General features: G+C 71.0%; 13 protein-coding genes. 9 read left to right on the forward strand and 4 right to left on the reverse strand.

All coding sequences use genetic code 11. The features are described 5' to 3' along the window. Nucleotides 1–3: 3 nt before the first annotated feature. A complete protein-coding gene (locus V1227_RS25985) occupies nt 4–858 on the reverse strand; it encodes a fumarylacetoacetate hydrolase family protein (RefSeq protein ID WP_329788081.1) in 855 nt (284 codons plus the stop codon). 113 nt (nt 859–971) lie between these two features. Between V1227_RS25985 and V1227_RS25990 the strand changes: the two genes are divergently transcribed. Beyond that, the gene (locus V1227_RS25990; RefSeq protein WP_442916365.1) at nt 972–3,785 is read left to right on the forward strand and encodes a S8 family serine peptidase; all 2,814 of its coding nucleotides are present in this window, start codon (nt 972–974) and stop codon (nt 3,783–3,785) included. A gap of 51 nt (nt 3,786–3,836) precedes the next feature. Continuing rightward, nucleotides 3,837–4,754, forward strand: a complete 918-nt coding sequence (locus V1227_RS25995) for an N-acetylglucosamine kinase (RefSeq protein ID WP_329788084.1) — start codon at nt 3,837–3,839, stop codon at nt 4,752–4,754. 15 nt (nt 4,755–4,769) lie between these two features. Here the strand turns inward: V1227_RS25995 and V1227_RS26000 are convergent, their stop codons facing one another. Continuing rightward, a complete protein-coding gene (locus V1227_RS26000; RefSeq protein ID WP_329788085.1) occupies nt 4,770–4,937 on the reverse strand; it encodes a hypothetical protein in 168 nt (55 codons plus the stop codon). A gap of 182 nt (nt 4,938–5,119) precedes the next feature. Next, a complete protein-coding gene (locus V1227_RS26005) occupies nt 5,120–5,767 on the reverse strand; it encodes a DUF3159 domain-containing protein (RefSeq protein ID WP_329788086.1) in 648 nt (215 codons plus the stop codon). A gap of 125 nt (nt 5,768–5,892) precedes the next feature. Between V1227_RS26005 and V1227_RS26010 the strand changes: the two genes are divergently transcribed. The 7 genes from V1227_RS26010 to V1227_RS26040 all read left to right on the forward strand — a co-directional run bounded on the left by V1227_RS26010 (nt 5,893) and on the right by V1227_RS26040 (nt 14,483). Beyond that, nucleotides 5,893–7,104 carry an ROK family protein gene (locus V1227_RS26010; RefSeq protein WP_329788087.1) on the forward strand — a complete coding sequence of 404 codons (1,212 nt, stop codon included), beginning with the start codon at nt 5,893–5,895 and terminating at the stop codon, nt 7,102–7,104. Nucleotides 7,105–7,120: 16 nt separating this feature from the next. Next, nucleotides 7,121–8,446 (forward strand): ABC transporter substrate-binding protein, encoded by a 1,326-nt coding sequence (locus V1227_RS26015; RefSeq protein WP_329788088.1) that lies wholly within the window; start codon nt 7,121–7,123, stop codon nt 8,444–8,446. 11 nt (nt 8,447–8,457) lie between these two features. Continuing rightward, a complete protein-coding gene (locus V1227_RS26020) occupies nt 8,458–9,432 on the forward strand; it encodes a carbohydrate ABC transporter permease (protein WP_329788089.1) in 975 nt (324 codons plus the stop codon). Further along, the gene (locus V1227_RS26025; protein WP_329788090.1) at nt 9,429–10,322 is read left to right on the forward strand and encodes a carbohydrate ABC transporter permease; all 894 of its coding nucleotides are present in this window, start codon (nt 9,429–9,431) and stop codon (nt 10,320–10,322) included. Before V1227_RS26020 ends, V1227_RS26025 begins: the two co-directional genes overlap by 4 nt. Beyond that, on the forward strand, nt 10,319–11,587 hold the full coding sequence (locus V1227_RS26030) for a 6-phospho-beta-glucosidase (RefSeq protein ID WP_329788091.1): 1,269 nt from the start codon (nt 10,319–10,321) through the stop codon (nt 11,585–11,587). The genes V1227_RS26025 and V1227_RS26030 overlap by 4 nt, the downstream gene beginning before the upstream one ends. 5 nt (nt 11,588–11,592) lie before the next feature. Then, nucleotides 11,593–12,606 (forward strand): N-acetylglucosamine kinase, encoded by a 1,014-nt coding sequence (locus V1227_RS26035; protein WP_329788092.1) that lies wholly within the window; start codon nt 11,593–11,595, stop codon nt 12,604–12,606. A 1,112-nt stretch (nt 12,607–13,718) separates the two neighbouring features. Beyond that, on the forward strand, nt 13,719–14,483 hold the full coding sequence (locus V1227_RS26040) for an SGNH/GDSL hydrolase family protein (protein WP_329788093.1): 765 nt from the start codon (nt 13,719–13,721) through the stop codon (nt 14,481–14,483). A 143-nt stretch (nt 14,484–14,626) separates the two neighbouring features. On the opposite strand, the gene V1227_RS26045 is transcribed toward V1227_RS26040, so the two are convergent. Further along, nucleotides 14,627–17,392, reverse strand: coding sequence for an AfsR/SARP family transcriptional regulator (locus V1227_RS26045; protein ID WP_329788094.1), 2,766 nt, complete (start codon nt 17,390–17,392; stop codon nt 14,627–14,629). Nucleotides 17,393–17,451 lie beyond the last annotated feature (59 nt).

Genomic DNA, 17,451 nt, shown 5'->3' on the forward strand with positions numbered 1-17,451 from the left:
GGCTCAGGCCTGCCCGAGGATCTGCCGCTGCCTGCCGAGACCCTCGATCTCGAGCTCGACGACGTCGCCCGCGCGCAGGTACGGCTTGGGCTCCGGCTGGCCGAGCGCCACTCCGGCGGGTGTACCCGTGTTGATGACGTCACCCGGACGAAGGACAAGGAACTGGCTGAGGTAGCGCACGACCTCCGCGATGGGGAAGATCATGTTCTTGGTGGACGAGTTCTGCCGGATCTCGCCGTTCACCCAGAGCCGCATCTCGAGGTTCTGCGGGTCGGCGATCTCGTCGGCGGGCACGAGGAAGGGACCGAGAGGGTTGAACGTTTCGCAGTTCTTGCCCTTGTCCCACGTGCCGCCCCGCTCGATCTGGAACTCCCGCTCGGAGACGTCGTGCGACAGCACGTACCCGCCGACGCACGCCAGAGCGTCCTCTTCGGACTCCAGGTAGCGGGCGGTGCGCCCGATGACGACGCCGAGCTCGACCTCCCAGTCGGTCTTCACGGACCGGCGCGGGACGAGCACCTCGTCGTACGGGCCGACGACCGTGTCCGGCGCCTTGAGGAACACCACCGGCTCACCGGGGATGTCGGCGCCGGTCTCCTCCGCGTGGTCGCGGTAGTTGAGACCGATGCAGATGATCTTGCCGGGGTGCGCGAGCGGTGGCCCGACCCGGACGCCCGCGGTGTCCAGCACCTCCAGCTCACCGGCCTCCAACGCGGCGCGCACGCGGTTCACGCCGTCGTTCGCGAGGAACGCCCCGTCGACGTCCGGGGTGATCGGCAGGAGGTCGTACGTGGTCTCGTCGTCGGTCCTCACAGCAGGCCGTTCATCACCGACCGGTCCCAGGCGCAAGAACTGCACGGCCGCTCCTCCTCTGCTCCACACCGTACTGATACATCGGATGTATAGCCCTGTGGGGGTGCATTCGTCTAGGTCCCGACGTGAAGTCGTCCGATGACTAAGAGAGGTTGATCATGAATCTGGTGGCTGCGGCACTCCTGGTGGGCACCCTGCTCACACCGCCTGCCCCACCTGAACCCGTCACCGTCTTCGTGGAGCTGACCTCGACCGCGGCGGTCGACACCGGCACCGCTCCGCAGGCCCGGTCGGCGAGGAGCACGACCTCGGAGCACGTGTCCCGGGTCGTCTCCCGGTCCGGTGGCCGCGAGGTCACCCGGACGACCAACGCGGTGCCCGGCGTCGTGCTGGCGACCGACAGGTCCCGCCTGGCCGCCCTGTCGCGCATGCCGGAGGTGCGGGCGGTGCACCGGATGGTCCCCAAGCAGCTCACCAACTCGCACGCCGTCCGCCTCACCCGGACGTCCGAGGTGTGGGAGTCGCTCGGGCGGCTCGGCGACGGCGTGCGGATCGGCGTGGTCGACACCGGCATCGACTACCGGCACGCGGACTTCGGCGGCGGCACGTTCCCGAACGCCAAGGTCGTCGGCGGTTACGACTTCGCGGGCGACGCCTACACCGGCAAGCCCGGCGTGGTCCCCGAGCCGGACGCCGACCCGGTCGACTGCAACGGCCACGGCACGCACGTCGCCGGCACCGCGGCCGGGTACGGGGTCAACGCCGACGGCACCACCTACGGCGGTCCGTACTCCTCGATCGACCTCGACTCGCTCAAGATCGGGCCGGGTACCGCACCGCGTGCGCTGCTCTACGCGCTCAAGGTGTTCGGCTGCAAGGGCGGCACGAACCTCACCGCGAAAGCCCTCGACTGGGCGCTCGACCCCAACGGCGACGGCGACTTCTCGGACAAGCTCGACGTCGTGAACCTGTCGCTGGGCAGCGACTTCGGCGCGGCGGACGACCCGGACTCGCTGTTCGTGCGCAAGCTCGTGCAGCACGGCGTCGTGGTGGTCGCGGCGGCCGGCAACGGCGGCGACTTCTACGACGTGGCCGGATCGCCCGCCAACACCCCCGAGGCGATCTCCGTGGCGAACAGCCGCGACTCGTTCTCGATGCTGGACGGGCTGGAGGTCGGCGGGAAGCGGCTGCCGGGCCAGTACAGCCAGAGCCTGAAGGGCGAGTTCGACCTCACCGCGCCCGTCGTGCGGCTCGCGTCCAACGTGGACGGCTGCCAGCCGATCTCCGAGCCGCTGGACGGCAAGGTCGTGTGGCTGGAGTGGGACGACAGCGACGCCACCCGCGCGTGCGGCACCGGCGTCCGCACGGACAACGCCTGGAAGGCCGGTGCCGCCGGCGTGCTGCTGCCGACGGCCCTGCCGGTGTTCGCCGCCGCGATCGCCGGCAACGCGCACATCCCCGCCTTCCAGATGACGGCGGCGGCGTCGCGCGAACTGCTCCCCGCGCTGGAGGCCGGGACGCTCACGGCGCACCTGTCCTCGGCGTTGAAGGTCGCGGTGCCGTTCGTGGAGCCGTCGATCGAGGACACGATCACGCCGTCGTCGTCGCGGTCCCGTTCGTCGATCGCGGTGGCCGCACCCGGCGACACGGTCTTCTCCGCCGCCTCCGGCACCGCCTCGGACGGCGTGTCGATGGGCGGCACGTCGATGGCGGCGCCGCACGTGGCCGGGATCGCCGCGCTGCTGCGCGAGGCTCGTCCCGAGTGGACGGTCGAGGAGGTCAAGGCCGCGCTGGTGAACACGGCCTCCGGCGTCGTGCGGTCGGCCTCGGGCGTGCGGGAGGCACCGATGCGCGTCGGCGCCGGCCGGGTCGACGGTCCGGCCGCCCTCTCCACCGACGTCCTGGCCCTGGGCGACGCGTCGTTCGGCACGGTCGAGGTCGGCGGCCCGGTGCGGGCCAGCCGGACGATCCGCCTGGTCAACAAGGGTTCGCGGCTCGTGATGCTGAAGCCCAGCTACGAGCCGATCACCACGGTTCCCGGGGTGTCGTTCCAGGTCGCGCCGCCCCTCGTCGTGCTGCCGCCGGGCGGGTCGGTCACGGTGCCCGTGCAGCTGCGGGTCCCCGGCCCCGCCGCGCTGCGCAAGACGCCCGACCCCACGGTGTCGCTGGAGGAGGGCCGCCAGTTCCTGGCGGAGGCGTCGGGCCTGCTGACGTTCACGGGCGACCGCACCCTGCGGGTCCCCGTCCACGCGGCGCCGAAGCCGGTCTCGCGGCTCACCGTGTCGGACTCCCGCGTCGCCGGCCGCGGCCTCGACCAGCAGGACTACCGCTCGCGCATGACCGTGCTGGAGCTGGGCGCGCGGTCGGACCGGCTGCCCGACTGCAGCCCCGACGTCCAGACCGACTGCGCCGCGAACCGCACGGCGCGCGGCGGCGACCTGCGGTACGTCGGCGCGACGGCGACCGACTCGCTGCTGGCGTTCGGGATCGCGACCTGGAGCACGTGGGCGAACCTCGGCGGCAACACCCGGCCCGAGGTGCGGTTCTCGGTCGGCGGCAAGAAGTTCGTGACCACCGCCGTGAAGCGGGCCAAGGGCGGCGACATGACCGCCGACGTCTGGCTCGCGCGGACGAAGGCCGAGGGCTCGGACGAGGTGGTGGACGAGCAGCCGCTGAACGGCTTCGACGGGACGACGGACACGAACCTGTTCGACAGCGACGTCGTCGTCCTGCCGGTCGCGCGCTCGGCCCTGCCGTCCGGCCCCGTCACCTACACCGCCGGGGTGCTCAGCCGGTACACCGCACCGGCCGATCCGGACGACCTGGTCGACGTCGCCCCGACGGCCGTGTTCGACTACGGCACGACCGTCCCGTCACTGTCCACAGTGGTTCGTCCGGGTGATCCGGTTCCTCCCGGTTCGCTGGTGTTCTTCCACCACAACGCAACGGGTGACCGTGCCCTGACCCGGTGACACCCGGTTGGGCGTGCCTCCGGCGAGCGTCTCTCGGCATACTCGGTCGGTATGGATCTGGTCGTGGGACTCGACGCTGGCGGCACCTCCACCAGGGCTCTGGTGCTGGACCTCGACGGCGCCCGCCTGGGCCAGGGCCTGGCGGGCGGCGCGAACCCGAACTCGCACCCGCCCGCCGTCGCCGCCGCCCACATCGCCGAGGCGCTGGCGGAAGCCCTGGACGGCCTCGACTCCCGCAAGGTCCGCTCCGGCGTGCTCGGCATGGCGGGCGCCTCGAAGCTGGCCGACCCCGCGATCGCGGCCCTGTTCCACGAGGCATGGGAACGAGCCGGCCTGCACTGCCCGATGCGCGTGGTCACCGACTGCGAGGCCGCCTTCGCCACCGGCACCTCCTCCCCCGACGGCACGGTCCTGGTGGCGGGCACGGGTTCCATCGCGGGCCGCATCACGGGCCACCGCATGGTCGGCCGGTCCGGCGGCTACGGCTGGCTGATCGGCGACGACGGCTCGGCTTTCTGGCTGGGCCGCGAGGCGGTGCGGGCGACGTTGCGGCTGCTCGACCTCGACGCGCCGCTGGAGGGCCTGGCCACCGCCGTCCTCGCCGCCGCGGGTGCCAGGGGCCGCGGCCAGCTGATCAACGCCGTGAACGACCAGCCGCCCGTCGCCCTGGCGAAGTTCGCACCCCTCGTCAGCTCCGCCTACCACCACGGCGACCCCGAGGCCCTGACCATCGTCTCGTCGGCGGCCCGCCTGCTCGCCGACACGGCCTCCGCCGTGCGCTCGCCGACCGACACCAGCCCGATCGTGCTCGTCGGAAGCCTGATCAAGACCCCGGTCGGCACCCACCTGAAGCAGGAGCTGCTCACCCGCTGCAACGCCCAGGTGATCATGGCGACCGAAGGGGCGGCCGGGGCGGCGTGGCTGGCGGCGGTCGACGTGCTGGGCCCCGAGGCCCCCCGGCCCGCCTGATCGGGGCGCCGCGGATCACACCCGGCTCTCCGCGTTCAGCCGCCCGCGCTCCACCGGCTGTGCGATGGTGCTCGCGTGCTCCACGTCCTCGCGGCCGAACCCGGCGGCGCCTTCGTCCTGGGCCGCCTGATCGGGTACCTGATCTTCCCGGCGCTCCTCGTCACGGTGGTCGTCGGTGGTCACCAGCCGGAAGAGGCAACGCGAGCGGTAGCAGCAGTGGGCTCAGCAGCAGTACTACCTGCACCAACAGCACCTGCACGGCCAGCCGCAGCACGTGTCCCAGCCGTACCCCCAGCACTTCCCGCCGCAGCAGGACCAGCCGGCCTCCCCGCAGGAGCAGGCTCCGCCCTCGCGGTGACGCTGTCCTAAGAGGCCGACTCCGGCACCTGCGGGTGCCGGAACCCGGGGTGCCCCGCGGGCAGCGCCTTCCGCAGCACCCACCCCGACACCAGGACGCAGACGATCTGCACCGGCCACGACAGCGCGAGACGCAGGGTGGCCAGCCAGTACACCTGCGCGTCCAGCCACAGTGGAGTGAAGACGGCGACCCGCAGCACGTACTGCCCGACCCAGGGCCAGGACGCGACGGAGTAGGCGCGCAGCAGGGCGGGATCCCGCCGCCAGCGCGCCTTCTGGCCCAGCAGGGTTCCGACGACGACGCCGAGCAGCGGCCAGCGCACCGCGATCGAGCCCGCCCAGGCCAGGGCCGAGGCCACGTTGGACAGCAGCTGGACCAGGAAGAAGTCCTCGGCGCGTCCGGTGTAGAGCGCGATCAGCGCCGCCGCCACCACGGCCAGGACCGAGAACACGACGGCCCGGGGCTTCTGGCCGCGGATGAACCGCACGACCCCGATCACCACGCCGCACACGACCGCCGCGACCGCGCCGGCGCCGATCGAGTGGCCGGAGAGCAACCAGCCCGCGACGAACGCCACCGGCGGCAGGGAGGCGTCGAGGGCGCCGCCCCGGCCTCCCAGCAGTGATGCGAGCGACTCCTGGCGCACGTCCGTCATGGTTCCAGAGTGCCTTAGGTGAACCTAAGTCAGGTAACGGACCCGTATCGGGGATTGACCGCGGTGAACCAGGTCACTACCGTCTGCGAAAATCGTCTGGAAAGTTAACAGACAGGAGCGGACCCGTGCGTGCCGGAAGCCCACGACTGCTGCGGGAGATCAACGACCGCGCGGCCATCGAGGCTCTGCTGCGCAACGGGCCGCTGACCAGGTCGGAGCTGGAGGGCCTGATCGGTCTCTCCAAGCCGGCGACCGCACAGCTGCTCACCAGGCTCGAAACCGCCAGCACCGTGGTCCGCGACGGGCTGCGCGGCGGCGGGCGCGGGCCGCGGGCCCAGCTGTGGTCGGTCAACGGGGCGCTCGCGCACGTCGCCGCTGTCGACCTCACCCCCGAGACGGTCGACATCGCGATCGCGGACATCTCCGGCGCCGTGCTCACCGAGCACAAGGCACCGATGCCCGTGAAGCACGGCGTGCTGGACGCGTTCGTGAGCGCGGTGGGCAAGGCGTGCGGTCAGGCGGGCCTGAGCCCCGACCAGCTGCTGCACGTCGTGGTGGGCTGTCCGGGAGCGGTGAACCCCGCCAACGGCGAGCTCGGCTACGCACCCCACCTGCCCGGCTGGAGCGGTTTCGACGTTCCCGGCCGGCTGCGGGAACGGCTCGCGACCTCGGTGAGCGTCGAGAACGACGTCAACCTCGTCGCGCTGGAGGAGATGGTCGCCGGGCGGGCCGCGGAGGTGCGCGACTTCGTCGTCATCTGGCCCGCCGACCTCGTCGGTGCCGCCGTCGTCGTCAACGGGGTGCTGCTGCACGGCGCTTCCGGCGGCGCGGGCGAGATCGACGGGCTGATGATCCCCGACCGCGCGTACGCCGACACCGGCACCGACCGCTCGGGCGGCACGTTCGGCGAACTGCTCAGCAGCACGTCGATCTGCAAGCTCGCCAGGGCCCACGGACTCCCCGCGCGCAACGGCCACGGTGCCGTGCGCAAGGCGCTGGCCGCGGGACCCGCGGGCCGGGAGTTCCTGGGCGACCTCGCCCGGCGGATGGCCACCGGCGTGGCCGGCGTCGTCGCGGTGCTCGACCCGGAGCTCGTCCTCCTGTCCGGCGACATCGCCCAGGCGGGCGGAACCACGCTGAACGATCTCGTTGCCGCGGAACTGCGGCAACTGGTGGTGCCGAGGACTCCCGTCCAGCTGGCACTGGTGACCGGGAAACCGGTGCGCAGCGGCGCACTGCACTCGGCCCTGGCCTTCGCGCGCGAGCAGGTGTTCGGCCTGCCGGCAGCCACCACGGCTCCATTCCGCGGCCCTGTGGCCGCCGGGTCCCCACGTTGATCGAGAAGGAGTGCACATGCGCAAGCACACCCGTGCTGCCTTGCTCTGTGTCGCCGCAGCGCTGACCCTCACCGCGTGTGCGGCGGGCAAGGGCGGCGGCGCGAGTTCCGACGCCGCGGCTGCTCCTGGCAAGGACGACAAGCTCACGCTCACGGTCTGGAGCAACTACTCCGACCGCGAGCTCGTGGAGGTCACCAAGGCCCTCAAGACCTTCAACGAGAAGTTCCCGAACATCGAGATCAAGCACGAGGGCTCGCAGGACGACGACAAGATCACCGCGGGCATCCGGTCGGGCAACACACCGGACGTCGCGATGTCGTTCACCACGGACAACATCGGCCAGTTCTGCTCCTCCGGCGCGTTCCAGCCGCTCAAGTCCTACATCGAGCGCGACAAGGTCGACCTGAACCAGATCTCCCCCGCGGTCCAGGAGTACACCGAGTACAAGGGCAACCGCTGCGCGATGCCCATGCTCACCGACGTGTACGCCATGTACTTCAACAAGGACAAGCTCGCCGAGGCCGGCATCACGGCACCGCCGAAGACGCTCGACGAGCTGTACGACGCGGCGGTGAAGGCCACCAAGAAGGCGCCGAACGGCGACATCGAGGTCGCGGGCTACCTGCCCACGATGGGCTTCTACGCCAACCGCCCGACCATCCTCGCGCCGTCGTTCGGCGCGGAGTGGGAGAAGGACGGCAAGTCCTCGCTCGCGAGCTCACCCGGCTTCGGCGAGATGCTGAAGTTCCAGAAGAAGCTCGTCGACTTCTACGGCTACGACGCCCTCGAGCGGTTCCGCGCGGGCCTCGGCCAGGAGTACTCGGCCGACCACGCGTTCCACCAGGGCAAGATCGCGATCATGATCGACGGTGAGTACCGCACCGCGTTCCTCAAGGCGCAGGCACCGCAGATCAAGTTCGGCACCGCCCCGTTCCCGACCCTGAAGCCCGCCGACTACGGCACCGCCTTCACCACCGGCACGATCATGGGCATCCCCAAGGGCGCCAAGAACCCCGGCGCCGCGTGGGAGCTGATCAAGCACCTGTCGTTCGACACCGACACGATCGTCGACCTCTCGAACGCCATCAAGAACGTCCCCAGCACCAAGGCCGCCATGGAGAGCCCGAGGCTCGAGGTGGACGAGCAGTTCAAGACGTTCATCGACCTCGCCAAGAGCGACAAGCTCAAGGGCAACCCCGTCACCCCGATCGGCGACGCGCACATCAAGGCCGTCACGGACTTCTCGGTCTCCTACCAGTCCGGCAAGGTCGCCGACCTGGAGGCAGGACTCAAGGAGGTCGACAAGAACATCGACGACCAGATCGCCAAGAGCGGCAAGTAGGGATTCGCGCGATGACCGCCTCCGTTGGCGCTCGGCCCGCCCCCGGCCGGGGGCGGGCGCGTGCCCGGCACCGCCTCGCCGTGCTCGGGTTCATGGCCCCGGCCATCATCGGCTTCGTCCTGTTCTTCGGCTACCCGCTGGTCGCCACGGTCGTCTTCAGCTTCACGAAGTACGACCTGATCAACCCGCCGGAGTTCAACGGGCTCGCGAACTACGAGTTCATGTTCAAGGATCCGCTGCTCACCAAGGCGATCGCGAACACGCTCTGGTTCGTGGTGGTGCTCACGATCACGCGGACGGTGTTCGCGCTGGGCGTGGCATCGGTCATCGCGCGTCTCAAGTCGGGCGTCGGCCTGATCAGGACGCTCTGCTACCTGCCGTCCCTGGCCCCGCCGGTGGCCGCGACGCTCGTGTTCTTCATGGTGCTGCGCCCCAACGGCGGCCCGGTCGACAGCGTCCTCGGCTGGTTCGGCGTCGACTCGCCGCTGTGGTTCTCGGACCCGGCGTGGGCCAAGCCCGGCATCACCGCGATCATGCTGTGGATCTCCGGCGACCTGATGATCATCATCCTCGCCGCGATCCTCGACGTGCCGCAGGAGCAGTACGAGGCCGCCGAGCTCGACGGCGCCGGCCCCGTGCGGCGCTGGTGGCACGTCACGCTGCCGACGATCTCCCCGGTGCTGCTGTTCGGCGTCGTGAACTCGGTGATCCTCGCGCTGCAGCTCTTCACGCAGGCGGTCGTCGCGGGGTCGGCCGGCTCGGGAGCGGCGGACGCGACCGGGTCGACCAAGTACCTCGGTTTCCCGGACAACTCCACGCTGACGTTCCCGGTCTACCTGTACACGCAGGGCTTCCGCTACTTCGACATGGGCTACGCGGCCGCGATGGCCACGGTCCTGTTCGTCATCTCGTTCGCCGTGACCATCGTCCTGGTCCAGCGGATGCGCAAGAACTCCACGGCTGAGGAAGGGGGTCCGGGAGCATGACCGCCACGCTGACCAAACCGCCGGTCGACGTCCCCGCGGAACCGGAGCAGCCGCGCCGCGGGCGTTCCACCGGCAGCTTCCTGAACTGGGTCGCGACCCACGCCATCGGCCTCGCGCTCGGCCTGATGTTCGCCACACCCGTCGTGTTCGTCTTCCTCACCGCGGTGATGTCGGACGACCAGGCGTTCACCTCGAACCTGTGGCCGGCGGAGTGGCACTGGGAGAACTTCGTCGAGGTCTTCGACAAGGCGCCGCTGCTGCAGTACCTGGTCAACAGCCTCACGTACTCGCTCCTCGCGACCGCGGGCATGCTGATCTCGTCGATCCCGGCGGCCTACGCGCTCGCGAAGCTCCAGTGGCGCGGCCGGAACCTCGCGTTCCTGCTCGTCATCGGCGCGATGATGCTGCCACCGCAGGTCGTGGCCGTGCCGCTGTACGACACCTGGTCGTCGCTGGGCCTGACGGGCACGCTGTGGCCGTTGATCGTGCCGTACTTCCTGTTCGACGCGTTCAGCATCTTCCTGCTGCGCCAGTTCATGCTCACCATCCCGCAGTCCTACGTGGACGCGGCGAGGGTGGACGGCTGCTCGGAGTTCCAGGCGCTGGTGCGGATCATCGTGCCGATGGCGAAGCCCGGCATCGCGGCCACCGCGCTGTTCTGCTTCCTCTTCACCTGGAACGACTACTTCGGCCCGCTGCTCTACACCGGCGAGGTGAAGGACCAGTGGACGTTGTCGCTGGCCCTGGCGACGTTCAAGGGCATGCACATCGTCCAGTGGAACTCGTCGATGGCGGTGACGTTCCTGACGATGGTCCCGGCCGTCGTCCTCTTCGTCTTCGCCCAGAAGTCGTTCGTCAAGGGAATCACGTTCACGGGGGTAAAAGGGTGAAACTCACCGTCGTCGGTGGCGGGTCCACCTACACACCGGAGCTGGTCGACGGCATCGCCGGTCGTCGCACCAGCCTGGCGGTGGACGAGATCGTCCTCGTCGACCCGGACCAGCACCGCCTCGGCATCGTCGGCCCGTTCAGCCAGCGCCTGCTGGACCACGCCGGTCACCCGGCGAGGGTCCGCACCACCTCGTCGCTCGAAGAGGGCGTCGAGGGCGCGTCGGCGGTCCTGCTGCAACTGCGGGTCGGCGGGCAGAAGGCGCGCGCCTCGGACGAGACGTTCCCGCTCACCTGCGGGTGCGTCGGCCAGGAGACCACCGGCGCGGGAGGCCTCGCCAAGGCCCTGCGGACCGTGCCGGTGGTCCTGGACATCGCGGACCAGGTGCGCCGCCTCGCCGGCCCCGACACGTGGATCGTGAACTTCACGAACCCGGTCGGCATCGTGACGCGCGCGTTGCTGCAGGAGGGCCACAAGGCGATCGGCCTGTGCAACGTGGCGATCACGTTCCAGCGCTGGACGTCCGCCCTGCTCGGCGTCGACCCGTCCACCGTGGAGCTGGAGCACGTCGGCCTGAACCACCTCACGTGGGAACGCGGGGTGTACGTGGACGGCGTCGACCGCCTGCCGGAGCTCCTGCGGGACCACGTCGAGGGTCTGGCCGAGCACATCGGCATCGACGGCGCCCTGATGCGGCGCCTGAACATGGTGCCGTCGTACTACCTCAACTACTTCTACAACCACGACGCCGTCGTGAAGAAGCAGCTGAACGAGCCGCCTCGGGCAGAGGTCGTCGCCGCCGTGGAGAAGGAGCTTCTCGACATCTACGGCGACCCGTCGGTCGTGACGAAGCCGGAGCAGCTCGGGCAGCGCGGCGGCGCGTACTACTCCGAGGCGGCCGTGCAGCTGGTGCACGCGCTGACCGGCGGCGAGGGAGCCGAGAGGCACGTCGTGAACGTGCAGAACAACGGCTCGCTGCCCTTCCTGCCCGACGACGCCGTGGTCGAGGTGTCCTCCACAGTGGACTCGAACGGCGGAACACCGCTGCCCGTCCGTCCCGTGGAACCGTCCATCTCCGGCCTGATCTCGCACGTCACCGCGTACGAGTACCTGGCGCTGGAAGCAGCGAGGCACGGCGGCCGGGACCGGGTGGCGAACGCGCTGCTCGCCCACCCGCTGATCGGTCAGCACGCGATCGCGGACCAGCTGGCCGACGAGCTGATCGCGCAGAACCGCGACCTGCTGCCGTGGGTGAGGGGAAATTGACGACGATGACCGACCGGGTGCTCGCCATCGACGGCGGGAACAGCAAGACCGCGGTGCTCTTGGTCGACGCGGACGGCAAGGTGCTCGCGCAGGTGCGCGGCCCCGGCGCCCCGCCGCAGACCGTGGGCATGAAGCGCGGACTCGACGTGTTCGAGGCACTGGCACGCGAGGCCGCAGCTCAGGCGGGACTGTCCCCCGACGAGCCGATCGCCGCGCACACGTCCGCCTACCTCGCGGGAGCAGACCTGCCCCGCGAGGAGGAGGACCTGACGCGAGCGATCTCCGAGCGAGGCTGGTCACGCACGACGTTCGTCGGCAACGACACGTTCGCCCTGCTCCGCGCGGGCACCGCCGCCGCCGGGGGTGTGGCGGTCGTGTGCGGAGCGGGCATCAACGCGGTGGGCGTGGCCCGGGACGGCCGAACCCACCGCTTCCCCGCCCTGGGCGCCATCTCCGGCGACTGGGGAGGCGGCGGCCAACTGGGCAACGACGCCCTCTGGCACGCGGTGCGAGCGGAGGACGGCCGGGGCCGGCCCACCCTGCTGCTCCCCGCGCTGCTGGAGCACTACGGCGAGACCTCGATCCTCACCGTGGTGGAGAAGATCCACTTCGAGGAGCTCGAACTGGACCCGCACGCCCTCTGCCCGCTGGTCTTCGAGGTGGCCGCACAGGGCGATTCCGTTGCCCTGCAACAGATCGACCGCCTGATCGAGGAGATCGTCCTCCTCGCCACCGTCTCCCTGCGCAAGCTGGACCTGATGGACGAGCCCGTCGACGTCGTGCTGGGCGGCGGGGTCCTCACGAACACCGGCGACGTGGTCGTGGGCCCGGTCAGCCGGCGGATCGCGGAAGCCGCCCCGCTGGCCCAGGTCCGCCTGGTCGACGTGCCACCGGTGGTGGGCGCGGCACTCCTGGGCCTCGACCACATCGGAGCCTCGCCGAGCGCGGAGCTGAGGCTGCGCTCGGCCTACAACGACCACCTGCCGGCAGCCACCCTGGACGTGGTGGCCAGCGGGTAGACAGCCCCGTCTCAGGGGGAAGACCGGCGGCGGCGCCTCCTGAGACGGCCCAGCCCACTGCTCGGGGCTTTCGGCGGCGGCGCCCCGAGCAGTGGTCCCACCCCTTTCCGAGGGGGCATCGGCGGCGGCGCCCCCTCGGAAAGGCCCACACCCCCGCAAACCGACCGCGCCAGGCCCGCAGGGGTTTCCGGCGTCCACAACGGAAACCCAAGACCACCCGCGAAGGCGAAGCCGAGCCGTCAGAGCGAACACGAGCCGCACGCGATGCCGAACGCGAGCCGTCTTCTCCAGCCGCTCCACCTACGGAACCGGCGCCACCACAGAAGAAACCTCAGACGCCAGAACCCCGGAAGACAAGGGCGCAACCTCAGGCGGCAACACGGTCGTCCCCACGACGCTCTCCGCCGCCACCGCCCCAGAACTCTCCCGAGCCGCACTCCCCTCAGGAGTGACCACGGGGTGCGAGTGACGCGGCGGGGTGACGACAACCGCCCCGCTCCCCCGAGTGGGCCGGACCGCACCGGACGAGGGCACGAACTCCATCGGCGGCTGGTCCCCGCCGATCTGGGCCACCTCCGGCTCACCGGGCCCACCGTCGCTCCCGCCACCCGGCGCGGCACCGGGGAACCCGCCGATCACCAGCCCGGCGACCACCCCGGCTGTGACGAGCGCGACACCAACGCAAAGAGACGGAAGCGGCAAACCAGATCGCACCCGGCAGAAGGTAGCGACCGAGTGGGACGAATCTCCCGTAATGCTCTCCAGCTTCCCTCGATCGAGTGGTAAAAGAATCGTCACCCACTGCGACAAAACCTACGATGCCGTAACCGACGGTGGCGTAACCAGGGGTTCGTTGTGCATGCTAACCAGTCGCCCGCGGATGGGAGCCCGCGGACGGCGGCCGCAACACCGCCGCAGCGGTTCGGCAGCGGAGCCGAACCGCGGCGGAGCAGGATCCGCGGAACCGCCACAGCGGACGGACGGATCCCGCGGCCGGGCGACACCCCGCCCGGGCCGGGCAGGCCCGGCGGACGAACGCAGGACCCCGCCGGGCAGGGCAGGCCCGGCGGAGAGCGAAGGGGGATGTAGTGCTGCTGCGATGGAACAGTCTCGTGTCCCTGGGGGACAGCTTCACCGAGGGCATGGACGACCCGGGGCCCGGCGACACCTACGTCGGCTGGGCCGACCGCCTGGCCGGGATGATCGCCGCGAACGCACCCGAGTTCCGGTACGCGAACCTCGCGGTCAGGGGCAAGATGCTGCAGGAGATCATCGACGAGCAGGTGCCGCTCGCGATCTCCCTCAAGCCCGACCTCGTCACGTTCTGCGGGGGCGGCAACGACATCATGCTGCCGAACAGCGATCCCGACGCGGTCGCCGAGGTCTACGAGGTGGCCGTGGCCGACCTCCGGGCCGCGGGGTCGGACGTCCTCATCTTCACCGGCTTCGACACGCGGGCCACCCCGCTGCTCAGGAGCCTGCGCGGCAAGATCGCCATCTACAACTCGCACCTGTGGTCGATCGCCGAGCGCTACCACTGCCGGATGGTCGACCTGTGGTCCATGCACGTGCTGCACGACCGCCGCGCGTGGGGCGAGGACAGGTTGCACCTCTCACCGGAAGGTCACCGGCGGGTCGCGCTCAAGGCCGCGGAGGTGCTCGGGTTGATCGACAGCCCCTCCTGGAACGAGCCGTGGCCCGCTCTCCAGCAGGCGGACTGGGTGACCCAGCGCAAGGCCGACCTGAAGTGGGCGCGCGAGTACGTCGTGCCGTGGATCGGCCGCACGCTCCGGGGCGAGTCGATGGGGGACGGGCTGGCGCCGAAGCGGCCGGAACTGCTGCCGTTGGCGCGGTGCACCGAGGAGAACTACGGCTAGGAGCGGAAAGCCCGACCGGCACTCTCCCCCGAATGCCGGTCGGGCCCTTTCCGGTGCGGGCGCCTCACCCCCTCGGCAATCCCCCACTCGGCGGCCCGCACGTCCAACATCCCATGTTTTGGGACCAGATGACTAAACGCCCGCTAAACCTCGGACGACAGCGAGTCCAAAAGAGCCCGCACCTCGACCGCGCGGGCTGAGTTGACCTGCGAGTACAGGCGCAGCGCCTCGGTCAATTCCGCTGCCGCAGCAACCCATTCCGCCCGCCGGAGCAACACGCCGCCGAGGACGTGGCGGCCGAAGCCCTCCAGGTACAGCACCTCGGCGACGGCGGCCTGGTCGACGACCTGGCGGGCCAGCAGCTCGGCCTGTTCGAGGTCTCCCGCGTCGAGGTGCAGTTCGGCGAGGTTCGCGAGGCCTCGGATCAACGCCACCTGGTCGCCCGAGCGCCGGTACACCTCGACGGCGTTGGCCTGGTGCCGCAGGGCGACGTCCACGTGGCCGCGGGCCTGCTCGACCTGCGCCACGTTGTTGAGGCCGTGGGCCTCGCCGACGGTGTCGCCGGACTGCTGGGCGAGCTGCACCGACTCCCAGAAGTGCAGCAGCGCCTCGTCGTGCAGCTGCAGGCGGAACAGGACGTCGGCGAGCTGGGCGAGCGTCAGCACCAGGTACTGGCGCTCCCCCAGCTCGATCGCGAGCCGGTGCGCACGGCGCGCGTCCGGCAGCAGGACGGGTCGTCCCAGCCGGGCGTTCGTCGTGTAGGTCGTGTCCAGCATCAGGACCTGGCCGAGGCGGCTCCCCGTCACCTCGGCCGCGGCCAGGCCGAACCCGACCAGCGCCACCCACTCGCCGGTGAGCGCGCGCACGGTCGCGTAGTGGTGCAGCAGCCGGACGAGCTGCCACACCTGGTCGTGCAGGCCCCGTTCGGCGGCCGCGTGCACGACCGCGACGATGTTGGGCCACTCCCGGTCGAACCAGTCGACCGGGTCCTCGAACGCCGGCAGGGCCGTGGACCCGTTGTCCCGCAACGCGAAGTCGAGCCCGTCGCGCGCCGGCCGGATGGCGCGGCGCACGTGGTCGCACACGACCAGGTAGTAGTTCACCAGGCGCCGCAACGAGTCCAGGTCCGCACGGCCGACCCCGCGCACGTACAGCCGGACCAGCTCGTGCATCGTGAACCCGTCCGGCCACGGTTCGACGAGCAGGTTCACCTCGACGAGCTGCGCCAGCCGGTCACGGGCCGACTCGACGCGGGTGCTGGTCAGCGCCGCCACGGCGTGCGACGACATCCACCGGCCGGGCGCGAGGCCGACGGACCGGAAGACCTCACCCAGCTCGGACGGCAGGTCGCGGGTCGAGAGGTCGAGCGCGCGCGACACCCCCACCCCGGCCTCGGGCAGGTCGAGGCCGCGCAGGCGCTGACCGTCGTCGGCCAGCTCCCCCACCAGCTCCTCGACAGTCCACTCCGGACTGATCACGAGCTTCGCCGCCGCCACCCGCAGCGCGAGCGGCAGCCCGCCGCACAGCTCCGCGAGCTTCTTCGCCGCCACCGGGTCCTCCGACGACAGGGGCTTGCCCAGCACGTCGTCGACCAGCTCGCGGGCGGCGTCGTCGTCCAGCGGGCCGAGCTTGCGCACGCGGGCGCTGTGGGTGACGACGAGCCGTTCGAGCTGGGACCGCGACGTCACCAGCACGACCGAGCCCGACCCCGGCGGCAGCAGCGGCTGCACCTGGTCGAAGGCCGTCGCGTCGTCCAGCACCACCAGCACGCGGCGGCGGTGGAGCAACGAGCGGTACAGGCCGACGCGGTCCTGCACCGCGACCGGCACGCCGTCCGCCGGCACGCCCAGCGCCACGAGGAACCTGGTCAGCACCTCACCGGGCTCGGTGTCGCCGAGCGACGCGAACAGCACGCCGTGCGGGAACATCTCGGAGTTCTCGTGCCCCCACGTGATCGCGAGGGCGCTCTTGCCGACGCCGGGCGCACCGGTCAGCACGGCCACGGTCGTCGCGAGCAGGTTCCTGGCCGCGCAGACGGTGTCGAGCCACGCCTTGTCGTCGTCCCGGCCGAACAGCCTCGACGCGGACGCGGGCAGCAGCGCGGGCGCCACGATCCCCGCCCTCGGTGCGACGGGACGAGACTCGACGGGGCCGACCACGCTCAGCGCCGGGTCGTCGCGCAGCACCTGCTCGTGCAGCAGCCGCAGCTGCGGTCCGGGGTCGATGCCCAGCTCGTCCACGGCACGGCGCTGGAACCGCTGGTAGGCCTCCAGGGCGTCGGCGCGCTGCCCGGACCGGTAGAGCGCGCGCATGCTGTGCGCGACCAGGCGTTCCCGGAACGGGTACTCGGTGCACAGCCCGCGCAGCTCGCCCACCAGCTCCAGGTGGCGGCCCAGCTCCAGCTCGGCGTCGATGCGTTCCTCCAGCGCCGACAGCCGCAGCTCTTCGAGTCCCGAGGTCATCGGGTCGCCCGGTACGTCCACGAGCACCGGGCCGCGCCACAGACCCAACGCCTCGCGCAGCAAGCCCGCCCTGATGGCGGCGGGCTTGCCGCGGGCAGACGCCACGAGCTGCCGGGCGCGGTGCAGGTCGAGACGCCACGGGTCCACGGTCAGCTGGTACCCCGTCGGCGTGGTGCGGATGGTCGCGGAGGCTGACGGGTCGGCCTCCTCCAGCACCTTGCGCAACCGCGAGACGTAACCGTGCACGATGGTGCGCGCCGTGGCCGGAGGCGAGTCCGTCCACAGCGCGTCGACGATCCGGTCGATCGAGACGGGTCGGTTCGCCTCGACGACCAGCATGGCCAGCAGCCCGCGCATGCCGCGGCGGCCCAGCTGGACGAGCCGTCCGTCGGCGAGCACCTGGAGTGGACCGAGCACGCCGAACTCGAGTCCGGTTTTGCTCCGCATGCCCCTCCCTCTCCCGTGCTGACCTCGTCACTCCAACAGGTGGGCAGGGGGCCGTCCCA

It is taken from the genome of Lentzea sp. DG1S-22 (assembly GCF_036321065.1).
GTDB classification, from domain to species: Bacteria; Actinomycetota; Actinomycetes; order Mycobacteriales; family Pseudonocardiaceae; genus Lentzea; species Lentzea jiangxiensis.

Bases quoted from the DNA above. Each gene is read 5' to 3' on its own strand.
- V1227_RS25990 (WP_442916365.1), top strand. From the start codon at position 972: ATGAATCTGGTGGCTGCGGCACTCCTGGTGGGCACCCTGCTCACACCG.
- V1227_RS25995 (WP_329788084.1), top strand. From the start codon at position 3,837: ATGGATCTGGTCGTGGGACTCGACGCTGGCGGCACCTCCACCAGGGCT.
- V1227_RS26005 (WP_329788086.1), bottom strand. From the start codon at position 5,767: ATGACGGACGTGCGCCAGGAGTCGCTCGCATCACTGCTGGGAGGCCGG.
- V1227_RS26015 (WP_329788088.1), top strand. From the start codon at position 7,121: ATGCGCAAGCACACCCGTGCTGCCTTGCTCTGTGTCGCCGCAGCGCTG.
- V1227_RS26020 (WP_329788089.1), top strand. From the start codon at position 8,458: ATGACCGCCTCCGTTGGCGCTCGGCCCGCCCCCGGCCGGGGGCGGGCG.
- V1227_RS26025 (WP_329788090.1), top strand. From the start codon at position 9,429: ATGACCGCCACGCTGACCAAACCGCCGGTCGACGTCCCCGCGGAACCG.
- V1227_RS26035 (WP_329788092.1), top strand. From the start codon at position 11,593: ATGACCGACCGGGTGCTCGCCATCGACGGCGGGAACAGCAAGACCGCG.
- V1227_RS26045 (WP_329788094.1), bottom strand. From the start codon at position 17,392: ATGCGGAGCAAAACCGGACTCGAGTTCGGCGTGCTCGGTCCACTCCAG.